Raw genomic sequence first — 13,036 nt, forward strand, 5'->3', positions numbered from 1 at the left:
CTGCCGAAGGCTGCGATCCTTTGATCTTGCTTGTACCGAATCAGATCCAGGCCACTGCCAACAACCCCGCCCCCAACACCACGCACAGCGGCGAATACGCCCATGTGTCGAGCCCGGCAAACTTCGAACCTTTGACCTGCTTGAAGAACCCCACCAGGTTCGAGTCTCCGATCGCCCGAGCGAACATCAGCATCGCGATCGCGCTGATCACCCATTGCAACGACCAATGATGCACCGTGGGCAGATACAGCCCGACCCGCAGGCACACCAGCATCGCGATCAGCAGCAAGCCCACCGCCACCAGCAACGTGCCAAAACCCGACGGCTTGAACGCCGGCCTTGATGCCTCACCGCCCTCCCCGGGCACGCGCGGCACCGCCGCCTCGCTGCCCCATTTGCCACCCGCCGCCCAATACAGGTGGACCAGGCTGATCAATAAAAAGATTGCGGCAATCCATTGCGCGACCAAAAGACTCATATTCAGGCATCCGGTGTGAAATGTTGCAGCAGGATGAACTTCCTTACGCGTTTTTGTAAGGGTATTCGTCATTGACGGAGTTCCCCTTGTGGGAGCGGGCTTGCTCGCGAAGACGGCGGCACATCCAACCGGGAGGTGACTGATGAACCGCTTTCGCGAGCAAGCCCGCTCCCACACTGGATTCGCGTCGGCCAGGAATACCGGGATCAATCCAGTCCTCTACCCCCTCTATTTCAGGGCCGCAGAAACTTTATCCGCCACATCCTTGGGCACCCAGGCCCGCCACACGTCCGGGTGCGCCTTCATGAAGGCCTCTGCCGCTTGGCGTGGCGGGGTGTGCTTTTCGCTCATGTCAGCCAGGGCCTTGTTCAACGCATCGATTGGCAAATCGACCTTGGTGAAGAACTCGGCAATCTGCGGGTATTGTTTTTGAAATGGCGTGGATACGCCGATGGACAGCTTGGAGGGCAGCGAGCGCGTCGGTTTCGGATTGGGGTTGTCGGCGTCGGTCAGGGTTTTCCAGGCTTCGGCGTCGAACGGTGGCTCTTGCAACTGAATCAGCTTGAAACGGCCGAGCAACGGTGTCGGCGACCAGTAATAGAACAGAACCGGTTTGCCGCGACGAATCGACGAGCTGATCTCTGCGTCCAGCGCCGCCCCCGAACCACTGCGAAAGTTCACATAGCTGTCATCCAGCCCATACGCCTTGAGCTTCTGCTTATTGACCACTTCCGACGTCCAGCCGATCGGGCTGTTGAGAAAACGCCCCTTGCCCGGGGTTTCCGGGTCTCTGAACACGTCTTTGTAGCGCGGCAGATCGCTGACACTGCGCAGATCCGGCGCCATTGGCTTGATGCCCTTGGCCGGGTCGCCCTTGATCACATACTCCGGCACCCACCAGCCCTCGGTAGCACCTTTGACCGTATCGCCCAGGGCCATGACTTTGCCCTCGGCCTCAGCCTTGACCCAGACCGGACTGCGACCGGCCCATTCCTCGCCAATAACCTGAATGTCATTGTTGGCCAGCGCGGTCTCCAGGGTAATGGTCGTCCCCGGCAAGGTGTCGGTCGGCAAGCCATAGCCCTTCTCGACGATGATCCGCAGGATATCGGTAATCAGGCTGCCGCTTTCCCAATTCAGGTCGGCGAAATGAATCGGTGCCTGGGCAGCAAACACCGGAGCGGGTGAAGCCAACAAACTGAACGTGGCCAGGGTAGCGGCCAATAACCGTCGAAATCCCCTCATGCTTTTGCACCTCGCGCTGTTCACAGCAATAGCAGGATGGCCTGACAAAGAAGACCGCAAGCCTCTGAATACTCAGTCATCTGACTGTAGTTGAGGTTCCTGCTTTCGAGGGGCGAGGATTAATTTTCGGAAGTTTCCTGCAGGCCCGCAAGCTCTCTTCTGACCATGCTGGCGTACGCCGCCGGACGCAACAGGTAGATCTGTGATGCCACCCAACTCAGCCAGGCTCCCTGCAGAACGGCCTTTTGAGCCAACAGACGCTGCGCCTCGGCGTGCGCACTGGCCTGGTTCTGTTCGTGGAAATCGGCGCGGGTCAGGGTCATTACTCACTGGCCTTGAAGGTCACCAGTTCGCCCTTGCGCCACTTGGCGGCCTTGGCGGTCACCGCTTTCAGGGTTTTGGTCAGGCCATCCTGCAATTGTTGATGGGCCGCGAACACCATCACCACGCTATGACCTTCCTTGAACACAATGCCATGGCCGTCTGCGGTGGTCACGAATGCGTAATCCCCCAGCCCGTACACCGTCAGTTTGATTTCGCGGAACTTGATGTCCAGCTTGCCGCCTTCGCGACTGGGCAATACGGAAGCACTGAAATGATCGCCGACCTTGAGTTTAAGCCCTGGCTTGTCATCCACCACCAGCGCTGCTTCGGTGTCGAGCTCGGCAATGTAAATGCCTTCAGCGTTCTGTTCGGTGATGTAGACGAAACGTGACTGAAACTGTTTAACCAGCTTTGCGCGCAAATCACCCAGTACGAACAAAGCATGCATATCGAGATTACTTACTGCCAAGGAAACATCCCCACATCTGAAAATGACGCCGTACGCAGGAAACGCGCACAGCAGAAAAAAGCGGCAATGCCGAGGTGCAGCCAAATGACCCGGGTCGAATCCTGGAATGAGCAGAGGGCTCATTCATCGCGAGGTTTGAGAAGATTACTGGAACATCCCTCACGTCGTCTTGCCTGGCGGTCGTCAGATGTTGAAGGAAAACGCCCTTCTGACGGCCAGATAAAAACCGGATTACCAACTTTAGGGAAAAATCTCTTTAAAAAAAGCACTTTTCCGACATATCGCCAGTAAAAAATTGCTTTAGATGGGCACCAATCGCCAACCATCGATGGCGATTCTAGAGCAGCGATGCTCACCGAGACTACCCATAACAACGTACACACGTCGGTAAAACCACGAAAAGGACTTCATATGTGCACACTGACTCACTTTGCCCAGCCTCACACCCGTCACACGAACGGCTCGTCATCTCTGCATTCGATGGGGCTCCACCAGCAGGACTTCCTGCCGCAAGAGCGTCTGCTCCCACGTTTTCAGGTGGTATTGGCGGGCAACGCCTTTTTCCATATCAGGGAAATTTCCACCGGACGTGTAAGAGGTTTCCGCGGCAATCATAACGATGCCTGCGCCCTTGCCCGTTTGCTCGAGGCAAGCAGTTGAGGCACCTGCTGCATTCACTTCTATAGACGTTTCGTCACACCGGCGACTTAACTCAGCCGCCGGCAGGCAACTACTGCCATACTGCCCGACCAATGAAACCCGTCCCCAGGGCCGGACGGCGTTCAACACAACAACTATTTCCAAGGGAAGACTGCTACGTGACGGAATTTGATATCGGTGAATTTTTTATCCGGGGCGAAGCCAGAGAGGTCGAAGGCGAATTCCAGGCAGTCATTATCATGCGCGCCAAACCGCCGTTGACCACTGTGACGTATCACCAGGTCGAAAAGGATCGCTGGTTCAAGACCGCGGATGTCGCGGCCGTTGCCGCCCAGGATGCCGCCAAGGCGCTGAAGCTTGCCGTCGATGAAGGTGCATTGAAGGCCTGATCATCGGGATTTGCAGTCTATGCTCATCCCTGCTTTTGCTTGCACTCGACGCGACGGATTATCTGCAAGGAGATGAAGATGGACTCACCCACACATGATTTGAAAGGCCTGTTCGACCAGCTCGGCCTGGACTCCAGCGAAAAGGCCATCGACGATTTCATCGCCCGTCATTCACCCCTGGCTGACGACAAAAAACTCATCGATGCCGAGTTCTGGACCCCGCAGCAAGCCGGTTTCCTCAAAGAACAACTGCGTGAAGACGCCGATTGGGCGCATGTGGTCGATGACCTGAACCTGCGCATGCACCAGATCCACTGATAACCGATAACAATTGCCGTGCCTCTCAGCGAGGACTTTGCGGTTTGTAACCCAACCGCAAACCACCCCAATGCCGGCCCTTGAGCATGATCGGCACCGAAAGGTCGTGCATCAACTCACCAGTGTCGCGGGTGTAGGTCTGCAACAGGACGGCCTGTTGATGGCTGCCACAGCGGATCCCGGTACGGTCGGCGAACCTGCGCTTGGTGCGGTTTTGCAGGGTATCGACCTGCACATCACCGGTTAGCGGCTGGCTGAACACGGTGTTGTGGGTCGGCACATAACCCTGCTGCGTGCAGGCGATGGCGAACACCAGGCCTTCATGGCGCGGCAGCAACGGTTCCTGAATCGCCGGCAATACCTGATCGGTGTAACGATCGAAACGGGTCTGGTATTTGGCTGGGCTGGTGTTGGGAATCGTCTGGTAACTGCGATCAAACAGGTCATCGAGGCTGATCCGGCCCTGATCGATGTCCGCTTCGAAGCGTGCCGCTATCTGACTCGCCCCTTCGCGGGCCAGGTCGTAAATCCGCTGGTGATAGTCATCCAGTCCGACTTCGGCCAGGCGCTCGCTGATGGTTTCGGCCTGCCCTTCCATTTGCACCGCTGCCTGGGCGAGCCGCTGGGTCTGCTGGTCGCTGATCGCCAGATCGCTGCGCATCTGTTCGATAGCGTGGAACAGACTGTCCAGTTGTTCGCGGTTGGTGTCTGCGCCCTGAGCGATTTCCCCGACCTGCCTTTCGACCCCTGCGGCCAGGCGCGCGATGTTTTCCAGGTGCTTCCCGGTGTGCTCGACTTGCGCAACACCAGTGTTCAGATCGCTTGCCAATTGACGAATCTGCTCCACCACTTGCGCGGTGCGTTGCTGAATGTCGGCGACCATCTCCCCGACTTCACCGGTCGCCGTCGCTGTGCGCGCGGCCAGCCCGCGAACCTCATCGGCCACCACCGCAAAACCGCGACCGTGCTCGCCGGCCCGCGCCGCTTCGATGGCTGCGTTCAGCGCCAACAAATTGGTCTGACTGGCGATGGACTGGATTACCAGCGTGACTCGCTGGATATCGTCGCTGCGCAGGCTCAGCGCTTCGATCAGCTCGCGACTGTTGCTGGCACGCTCACTGAGTTGATGCATGCGCGCAATCGACTCGACCAATTCCGTGCGCCCTGCCGCGCTGCTTTGATGGGCTTCGCTGGCCGCGCTCAAGGCTTCCCGACTGAGTGTCGACGTAGCGTGTTCGGTGACGATCATCACTTCAGCGCTGCTGACAATCTGCGCCGCGGCGTTGAGTTGCGATTGCAGCTTGTCCGCCAGTTGTTTGACCGAATAGGCCACGCCGGCAGCCGACAAGGCGTTATGACTGGTGGTATAGGAAAGATCGCGAGTCAATTCGGCGATGGCGCTGGAACTGTCTGCGGGGGTTGCGTCAGGGAGGGTGCGCGAGCGCAGGCGCGGCAGCCAGATTATCAGCACGGCCAAAGGCAGGCCAAGGTAAAGCGACCAGCCAGCCAACACCATGGCGCACAACAAGAGCATCAGGGCGATGCTTTGCAGGGTCGGCGTCAGCCAAAGGTTTTTCGGCAAAAGTACTGGTGCAGGCATTGCCCCAACCAGAGATCCGTCCCTCGTCATCTTCGTCACCCCATACGTCTTCTAGTTGTTGTGATCGCATTAAACGCCACTACAAAGCCATTATCTATGGTCCGTTAGTAGTGGGGGTTGCAGCAGATCAACAGAAGTGAGTGAGATTTTTCGCAGATGTCGAAAAGCAAAGATCGCAGCCTTCGGCAGCTTCTACATGGGTTCGCATAAACCTGTAGGAGCTGCCGAAGGCTGCGATCTTTTTCAAGGCAACCCACCTTCAATGGGTTGCCTCATTGAATCAGGCCTGACGCTGGTGCTTGTCGATCTGCTCGTGACGCTCTTGAGCTTCGATGCAGTACTTGGTGGTCGGGCTGATCAGCAGGCGTTTCAGGCCGATGGCCTCGCCGCTGTCGTCGCACCAGCCAAAGCTGTCTTCCTTGATGCGTTCCAGGGCCTGTTCCAACTGAGGCAGCATGCGCTGGTCGCGATCGATCGCGTTCACCAGCCAGGTGCGCTCTTCTTCGACGGAAGCCGCGTCAGCCGGATCGGCCGGGGTGTCCAGGCTTTCGATGGCGATGCGATTCTGTTCGATGCGCTGATGGGTTTCGACTTTCATGTTCTGCAACAGCTCAGAGAAAAAAGCATGTTGCTCGGCATTCATGTAGTCATCCGCCGGCATGGCCAGCAACTTGTCCTTTGTCATTGATATCTCTATAAAAAAACGTGCATTAAGGCGAATTAGGGAGCGATCCGTTGAACCTGAAGCGTTCATTGGAAAGGCGCCGTTTATTCCAAGCGCCACCCGGCACTCAATTTACGAGGGGCGGCAGTCTAAGGCCGACTTGAGGCCTCAGCAACTGAAAAGACAGCAAATCTGTCCGACAAAACCCTGAAAGTGCGCTACGGCAGGCTTTGAGGCGCATATCGGAGTGCGTTTATAGCAAGAAATTCAGTCGAGCGGCTGTATATAGAAGACAAACGGCTGCGCCACGCGGGTCAGGCGTGGCGCATTTTCGCGTTTGGTCCGGCTTCAGCGCTTGAGTTTGCGCTTGTTGCGGTATTGGTCGATGACCACCGCCACCACAATAATCAGCCCCTTGATGATGTCTTGAATATAAGCATCAACTCCGACAAAGGTAAAGCCGCTGGCCATGACCCCGAGGATCAACGCGCCGATCACGGTGCCGGTGATCCGCCCTACGCCACCGGCCAGGCTGGTGCCGCCGATGACTGCCGCGGCAATCGCATCCAGCTCATAAGACATGCCCATCCCGGCCTGCCCGGTCGCGGCCCGCGCCGATGCCACCACGCCGGCCAGGCCCGCAAGCAACCCGGCGATGCTATAGACGATCACCAGATGCCGCTTGACGTTGATCCCGGAGGTGCGCGCCGCCTGCATGTTGCCGCCGATGGCGTAGGTATATTTGCCGTACTTGGTGTAGCGCAAGGCGATGTGAAAAATCACCGCCACCACCAGAAAGATGATCACCGGCATCGCGCCGTGGCCTATGGCCGTGTAGGAATCCGAGAGCATGCTCACCGGCTGACCTTCGGTGTAGTAGCGCGCCAGGCCACGGGCCGAGACCATCATGCCGAGGGTGGCAATGAACGGCGGAATGCCGGTGATCGCAATGATACTGCCGTTGATTGCCCCCGCCAGCAATCCCACTCCAAGCCCGACGATCACTGGAATCCACACCGGCAAGTCGGTCAGGGACGGAAACACCGCACGGGCAAAGTCCGAGGTCTGGGCCAGGCTGGCGGCAATCATCGCCGACAGCGCCAGCACCGAACCGGAAGACAGGTCGATACCGGTGGTGATGATGACTTGGGTCACGCCGATCGCCAGCAGGCCGATGATCGACACTTGCAGGATCATCAGCACCAGACGCTGAGAGTTCATCAGGAAGCTCTGGTCCCGCACGATCCAGCCGAACATTTCGAAGACCAGGCCGATACCGATCAGCACCAGGAAGATACTCAATTCGGTCGGAAAGCGCCGGCGACTCTTGACCGGCGCCACTGCAGGCTTGTTTTCAAGTATCGCGTTCATAACCACTCACCCTTCAAATGAAATCCGTGTGGCGAGGGAGTTTGTTTGTGGCGAGGGAGCTTGCTCCCGCTGGGCTGCGAAGCGGCCCTAAAATGGGACTGCTGCGCAGTCCAACGGGAGCAAGCTCCCTCGCCACACAATTCCCTTTCACCCTTGAACTGCGTTCACCCTTGATTTAATGACACTGGGACATGCCCGAGGCCAGTTGCATCACTCGTTCCTGGGTCGCTTCGCTACGGTCGAGAGTGCCCATCAGGTCGCCCTCGTGCATAACCATGACCCGATCGCTCATGCCCAGCACTTCGGGCAGTTCCGAGGAAATCATGATCACCGCCATGCCTTCGCTGGCGAGGTAGGAGATAAGCCGGTAAATCTCGGCTTTGGCACCGACATCGATACCCCGGGTCGGCTCGTCGAGAATCAGGATGCGCGGGTTGGTCATCAGCCAGCGTGCCAGCAAGGCTTTCTGCTGATTGCCGCCGGACAGCGTGTCGATGCACTGCTCCAGGGACGGGGTTTTCACCCGCAGTTTCTTGCACATGTCTTCACACAACGCCCGCAGGGCTTTTTGCTGGATGAAGCCGTTGCCGACGTAATGGGGCAACACAGCCATCTCCATGTTCTCCAGCACCGACAGGCACGGGAACAGGCCGCTGAGCTTGCGATCTTCGGTCAATAGCGCGAAGCCTTTCTCGATCGCCATGTGCGGATCGCTGATGCGCACCACTTCACCGTCGAGGCGGATTTCGCCACCGTCGCTTGGGGTGATGCCGAAAATCGCTTCGGCGACATTGGTCCGTCCCGAGCCCATCAACCCGGCGATGCCAAGGATTTCCCCGGCATGCAGGTCGAAGGAGACGCCCTTGAAAATGCCGTCCAGCTTGAGGTCGCGTACCGACAGCAACAGATCGCCGATCGGCTTTTCGCGCACCGGGAACAACTGGCTCAACTCACGACCCACCATCATTGAAATCAGGCTGTCGCCGTCCATGCTATCGGCCCGCTGCAAACCGATGTAGGCGCCGTCCCGGAACACCGCCACTTCATCGGCGATGCTGAACACTTCGTTCATTTTGTGGGTGATATAGATGATGCCTTTACCCTGGCGCTTGAGGTCGGCAATGATCGAGAACAGATGCGCGACTTCCTTATCGGTAATCGCCGAGGTCGGCTCGTCCATGATCAGGACGTCGGAGTCATAAGACACAGCCTTGGCGATCTCGACCATCTGCCGTTCGGCGATGCTCAGGTTGCCCACCTGCTCTTCCGGGTCGAGGTTGATCCGCAGGCGTTCAAGCAATGTGGCGGTGCAACGGTGCATCTCGCGATGGTCGATCATGTGCAGGCCGTTGAGCTGTTCGCGACCGATCCAGATGTTCTCGGCGATGCTCATGTGCGGCATCAGGTTGAGTTCCTGGTGGATCATCGCGATCCCGGCCTGGAGCGCAGCCAGTGGTGTTTCAAAGACCACCGGTTTGCCCCGCAGGCGCAACTCGCCGGCGTCCGGCTGGTAGATGCCGGCAATGATTTTCATCAGTGTGGATTTGCCGGCGCCGTTTTCGCCCATCAGCGCCAACACGGAACCGGGACGCACCCGAAGCTGTACGTCGGACAAGGCCACCACACCGGGAAAACCCTTGCTGACGTTGATGATTTCCAGCAGGTACGGCTCATCGACAGGTGTTGCTGTCGGCTGGACACCCATTAACGGGGTGCTCGAAGCAGTCGCTGAAGCGAACATGATCAGGTACTCCATCAGCAAGGTCGCGTTGCAACCTTGCGTGCTTATTGTTGTTATCGAACGGACGGACTATTTGAAGGTGTCGACGTTCTGCAGCGTGATCAGGCGATACGGCACCCACACGGCCGGTTCGACCGGTTCGTTCCTGGCCATTTTCACCGCCGTGTCGATCGAACCGTCCGCCTGACCCTTGGCATCCTGGAACACCGAGACCAGCAGAGAGCCCTTCTTCACCGCGTTCAAACCGTCAGGCGTACCGTCGACACCGGCGATCAGCACACTGCCTTTGGCGACGCCAGCCTGTTGCAGGGCCATGGCCGCGCCAATCGCCATCTCGTCATTGTTAGAGACCACTGCGTCGAATTTGCGGCCCTGGGTCAGCCAGTCGTTGACCAGGGTCATGCCCTTGTCCCGCAACCAGATGCCGGACTGTTCTTGCTCGATCTTGATGTTCGGGTACTTGGTCAGCACCTCTTTTACGCCCTTGGTGCGGTTGGTGGTGGAGTTGTTGGCCAAATCACCGAGCAAAATCACGATGTCGCCCTTGCCGCCCATTTTTTCGGCCAGGTATTGCATCTGCATCTGGCCGGCCTCCAGATCGTTGGAGGCGACAGTGACCACACCTTTGGGCAGGTTCAGGTCATCGGGACGACGATTGACGTACACCAGCGGAATACCGGCCTTGACCGCTGCTTCAGTGATTTTTTTGGTGGCGGCGGTATCCACCGGGTTGACCACAATGGCGTCGACATTCTGGCTGATGAAGCTTTCTACCTGGCTCAACTGCCTGACTACATCGCTGCGGGCGTCTTCGAACTGCAGCTTGACGCCATCGGGATAGGACTTGGCTTTGGTGTCCATGGATTCGCGCAGGTAAGTCAGCCAGGTGTCATCGAACTGCGACATGCTGATACCGATCTTCATGTCAGCGAGTGCGGCGCCGCTGGCGAACATCAGGGACAAGGCCAGCGAGGCGAAACGGATCTTGGTCTTCATGAAAAGTCTTTCTCCACATTCTTGTTGGTTTTATGGATAAGGCGTGACGATTTCAGTGAGCGGGCAAGCGGACAATCGGTGCACCTGGAATACAGCAGACCAGGGCGCCGTTGCGTTCGACGCAAAGCAAGCGAAAGAAGGAATGAAACGAGACGCGAGGCAGGTCGCAAGAGAGGTGCAGCGCGGAACGTAAAGCCTGCAGAGCAGAGTTGAAGGTTTTCATCGACGGTACCTGGCTTCTGTTTCTTGTTTTTGGTGCGTCCTTCACTCGTTCAAGGCCTGCTTGAGCGTGATCGGACGTTGATAGTCGGCAACCTGGAAACGACTTTATTGGAAAATAATTTCTATATCAACTCATTTTAGAATTTTATTCTGATTTTATTCCATGACTGTCGAACGTGCTCAGTGTCACCACCTGATGCCGCTCGAAGCTGAGCCGCGCAGCGTCTAGCACGCGGGTGGTCGCCAGTGCATCACGGGCCTCGACCGGCAGTGGGCCACCGCTCTGTAACGCGGTTTGTAGCTGCAAATAGAACTGATTCCAGCAGCCACGCTCGGATGGCACCCGCTCACGCACCTCGCCCTGTTCGAACCAGCCCCAGCGCCGGTGCTCTTCGACGCCCCAGCGCTCGCCTTCGGATTTCGGCGAGAGCCCGGCGAGGGTTGACGCCTCCTGCCCGTCCAGACCATCGACGCTGTAACAGCCCTGGGTGCCGGTCACGCGAAAACGCGGGCCGGGGGTGTTTTGCAGGCAACTGCCGCCCAGGTGCGAGATCACGCCGTTGGCATGGGTCAGGGACATAAAGAAGCCGTTGTCGAAGGCCTGGCCTTTTTCGAGGTAATCCAGTTCGGCGAAAACCCGGGTGACGGGGCCGAACAACAAGAGCGCCTGATCCACCAGATGGCTGCCCAGATCGCGCAGGAAACCGCCGCCGCTGCCGTTGTTCACCGACTGCGGCGAATAGCGCTCGATCCGCGATTCGAAACGGGTGACCTGACCCAGCGCACCGGACTCGATGAGTTTGCGCACGGTGAGAAAGTCCGAGTCCCAGCGCCGGTTCTGGTAGACGCTCAGTTGCACGCCATGGCGCTCGGCCATGGTGATCAGGGTTTGCGCTTGTTGCGCATCAGCAGCGAACGGCTTGTCGCTGACCACTGCCACCTCGTGCTCGATGGCGTCGAGTACCAGCGCCGGGCGACCTTTGAGCGGCGTGGAGATCACCAGCACATCGACCCCGGCTTCGACCAATTGGCCGATGCTGTCGAAGGCCGGCACACCGGGATGTTCCGCGGCCAGCAGCTGCCGACGCTCGGCGGAACGGGTGACCACGCCTGCAAAGGTTGCCGCCGGCAAACTGCTGATCAGCGGAGCATGGAAAAACCGGCCGCCATGGCCATAACCGACAAGTCCGATACGCATGAAATTATTCTCCTTATAGAACGCGGCTCCTGTGGGAGCGGGCTTGCCCGCGATAGCGGTCTGACTATCACAGAGATGTTGAATGTGCCGCCGTCATCGCGGGCAAGCCCGCTCCCACAGGTTATGTGTGGATAGGTGGACTCGTCCGGCCGGTCTTCCCAGGCGAATACCGAGACGGTCGACGCCGCCCCCTGTAGGAGCTGCCGAAGGCTGCGATCTTTTGATCTTGATTCTAAAAAACAAAATCAAAAGATCGCAGCCTTCGGCAGCTCCTACATGATCGATGAGTGTCAGCAAAGATCAGGTTGTGGTTAGCCGTAGAAGCGTGGGCGGTCTGGCAGGCCGACTTTTATGATCTGGCCGCTGCTCTGCGCTTCGATGCAGGCATCCGCCGCCACCGCTGCCGCAAAACCATCCCACGCCGACGGTCCGCCGACCTGCCCGGCCCGCACGCCATCGATAAACGCCTGCAACTCGACGTCGTACGCGGCGATGAACCGGTCCTTCCAGTCCATCAAAATTGCATTGGACAGCTTCGCCCCGCTGCGTAATTGAACCTGCGACGGCTCCGGCAGTTTGGCGATGCCGGTCTCCCCCACCACTTCGCACTGGATGTCGTAGCCGTACTGGCAGTTGACGAAAACCTCGACATCGATACGGGTGCCCTTGGCGGTTTCCAGCAGCACGATCTGCGGGTCTTTCAAATGGGCGTGGGCCTTGCTGGTCTTGCGCGGGAATACCACTTGCACCGACACATAATCATCGTCGAGCAACCAGCGCAACACGTCCAACTCATGGATCAGCGTGTCGGTGATCGCCATGTCAGTCTTGTAGTTTTCACCCACGGTCGGGTTGCGGTGGGCGCAGTGCAGCATCAACGGCTCGCCGATCTGGCCGCTGTCGATCACTGCTTTCAACGCCCGGTACCCTTCATCGTACGGGCGCATGAAACCGACCTGCACCAGGCGTTTGCCGTGGGCCACTTCGGCCTCAACGATCTTGCGGCAGCCTTCGGCAGTGACCGCCAGTGGTTTCTCGCAGAACACCGGTTTGCCGGCGGCAATCGCCGCCAGCACGAACTCTTCGTGGCTCGGGCCCCAGGAGGTCACGAGGATCGCATCGACTTCCGCAGCCTTGATCAGCGCATGACCGTCGGGATAGACCTCGGCAGTCAGTTTCAGATCGGAAACGACCTTGGCCGCTTGCTGCAGATTGATGTCGGTGACCGCGACAACCTGGCTATTGAGCAAGGTCTGGCTGCAACGACGGATATGGTCCTGGCCGATGGCCCCGGTGCCGATCACGCCGATCCGCAACGAATGGGAAAGCAAAGACATATAAACACTCCTGTGGGTTCGTTC

14 protein-coding genes are annotated in these 13,036 nt (G+C 58.3%); 3 read left to right on the plus strand and 11 right to left on the minus strand.

Features of this window, described 5'->3' with window-relative positions; genetic code table 11:
* Positions 1-40: 40 nt before the first annotated feature.
* From ABH909_RS21090 to ABH909_RS21105, 4 genes are all read right to left on the minus strand, one after another.
* Positions 41-478, minus strand: coding sequence for a DUF3995 domain-containing protein (locus ABH909_RS21090; RefSeq protein WP_429436667.1), 438 nt, complete (start codon positions 476-478; stop codon positions 41-43).
* Positions 479-706: 228 nt separating this feature from the next.
* The gene (locus ABH909_RS21095) at positions 707-1,723 is read right to left on the minus strand and encodes an ABC transporter substrate-binding protein (RefSeq protein ID WP_429436669.1); all 1,017 of its coding nucleotides are present in this window, start codon (positions 1,721-1,723) and stop codon (positions 707-709) included.
* Between the two features lie 119 nt (positions 1,724-1,842).
* Positions 1,843-2,046: a hypothetical protein gene (locus tag ABH909_RS21100; RefSeq protein ID WP_429436672.1), complete on the minus strand. Its 204-nt coding sequence runs from the start codon at positions 2,044-2,046 to the stop codon at positions 1,843-1,845.
* Positions 2,046-2,516 (minus strand): hypothetical protein, encoded by a 471-nt coding sequence (locus ABH909_RS21105; RefSeq protein WP_429436675.1) that lies wholly within the window; start codon positions 2,514-2,516, stop codon positions 2,046-2,048. Before ABH909_RS21105 ends, ABH909_RS21100 begins: the two co-directional genes overlap by 1 nt.
* A 411-nt stretch (positions 2,517-2,927) precedes the next feature.
* Here ABH909_RS21105 and ABH909_RS21110 point away from each other — a divergent pair, with 411 nt between their 5' ends.
* The 3 genes from ABH909_RS21110 to ABH909_RS21120 all read left to right on the plus strand — a co-directional run bounded on the left by ABH909_RS21110 (position 2,928) and on the right by ABH909_RS21120 (position 3,883).
* On the plus strand, positions 2,928-3,176 hold the full coding sequence (locus ABH909_RS21110; protein ID WP_429440032.1) for a hypothetical protein: 249 nt from the start codon (positions 2,928-2,930) through the stop codon (positions 3,174-3,176).
* 158 nt (positions 3,177-3,334) lie between these two features.
* Complete coding sequence (locus ABH909_RS21115; RefSeq protein WP_429436677.1) at positions 3,335-3,565, plus strand: hypothetical protein; 231 nt, start codon at positions 3,335-3,337, stop codon at positions 3,563-3,565.
* A 78-nt stretch (positions 3,566-3,643) separates the two neighbouring features.
* Positions 3,644-3,883, plus strand: coding sequence for a DUF2789 domain-containing protein (locus tag ABH909_RS21120; protein ID WP_007907886.1), 240 nt, complete (start codon positions 3,644-3,646; stop codon positions 3,881-3,883).
* 25 nt (positions 3,884-3,908) lie between these two features.
* Here ABH909_RS21120 and ABH909_RS21125 read toward each other — a convergent pair whose 3' ends face one another.
* From ABH909_RS21125 to ABH909_RS21155, 7 genes are all read right to left on the minus strand, one after another.
* The gene (locus ABH909_RS21125) at positions 3,909-5,513 is read right to left on the minus strand and encodes a methyl-accepting chemotaxis protein (RefSeq protein WP_429436680.1); all 1,605 of its coding nucleotides are present in this window, start codon (positions 5,511-5,513) and stop codon (positions 3,909-3,911) included.
* Positions 5,514-5,763: 250 nt separating this feature from the next.
* Positions 5,764-6,168 carry a TraR/DksA family transcriptional regulator gene (locus tag ABH909_RS21130; RefSeq protein WP_429436683.1) on the minus strand — a complete coding sequence of 135 codons (405 nt, stop codon included), beginning with the start codon at positions 6,166-6,168 and terminating at the stop codon, positions 5,764-5,766.
* A 327-nt stretch (positions 6,169-6,495) separates the two neighbouring features.
* Positions 6,496-7,518, minus strand: coding sequence for an ABC transporter permease (locus tag ABH909_RS21135; RefSeq protein ID WP_008012126.1), 1,023 nt, complete (start codon positions 7,516-7,518; stop codon positions 6,496-6,498).
* Positions 7,519-7,693: 175 nt separating this feature from the next.
* The gene (locus ABH909_RS21140; RefSeq protein ID WP_429436687.1) at positions 7,694-9,259 is read right to left on the minus strand and encodes a sugar ABC transporter ATP-binding protein; all 1,566 of its coding nucleotides are present in this window, start codon (positions 9,257-9,259) and stop codon (positions 7,694-7,696) included.
* Between the two features lie 69 nt (positions 9,260-9,328).
* Positions 9,329-10,255 (minus strand): sugar ABC transporter substrate-binding protein, encoded by a 927-nt coding sequence (locus ABH909_RS21145; protein ID WP_429436689.1) that lies wholly within the window; start codon positions 10,253-10,255, stop codon positions 9,329-9,331.
* 367 nt (positions 10,256-10,622) lie between these two features.
* Positions 10,623-11,675: a Gfo/Idh/MocA family protein gene (locus tag ABH909_RS21150; protein ID WP_429436691.1), complete on the minus strand. Its 1,053-nt coding sequence runs from the start codon at positions 11,673-11,675 to the stop codon at positions 10,623-10,625.
* A 311-nt stretch (positions 11,676-11,986) separates the two neighbouring features.
* Positions 11,987-13,012 (minus strand): Gfo/Idh/MocA family protein, encoded by a 1,026-nt coding sequence (locus ABH909_RS21155; protein WP_429436693.1) that lies wholly within the window; start codon positions 13,010-13,012, stop codon positions 11,987-11,989.
* Positions 13,013-13,036: the final 24 nt, after the last annotated feature.

This window comes from Pseudomonas sp. BS3782 TE3695, assembly GCF_050435305.1.
GTDB lineage: Bacteria > Pseudomonadota > Gammaproteobacteria > Pseudomonadales > Pseudomonadaceae > Aquipseudomonas.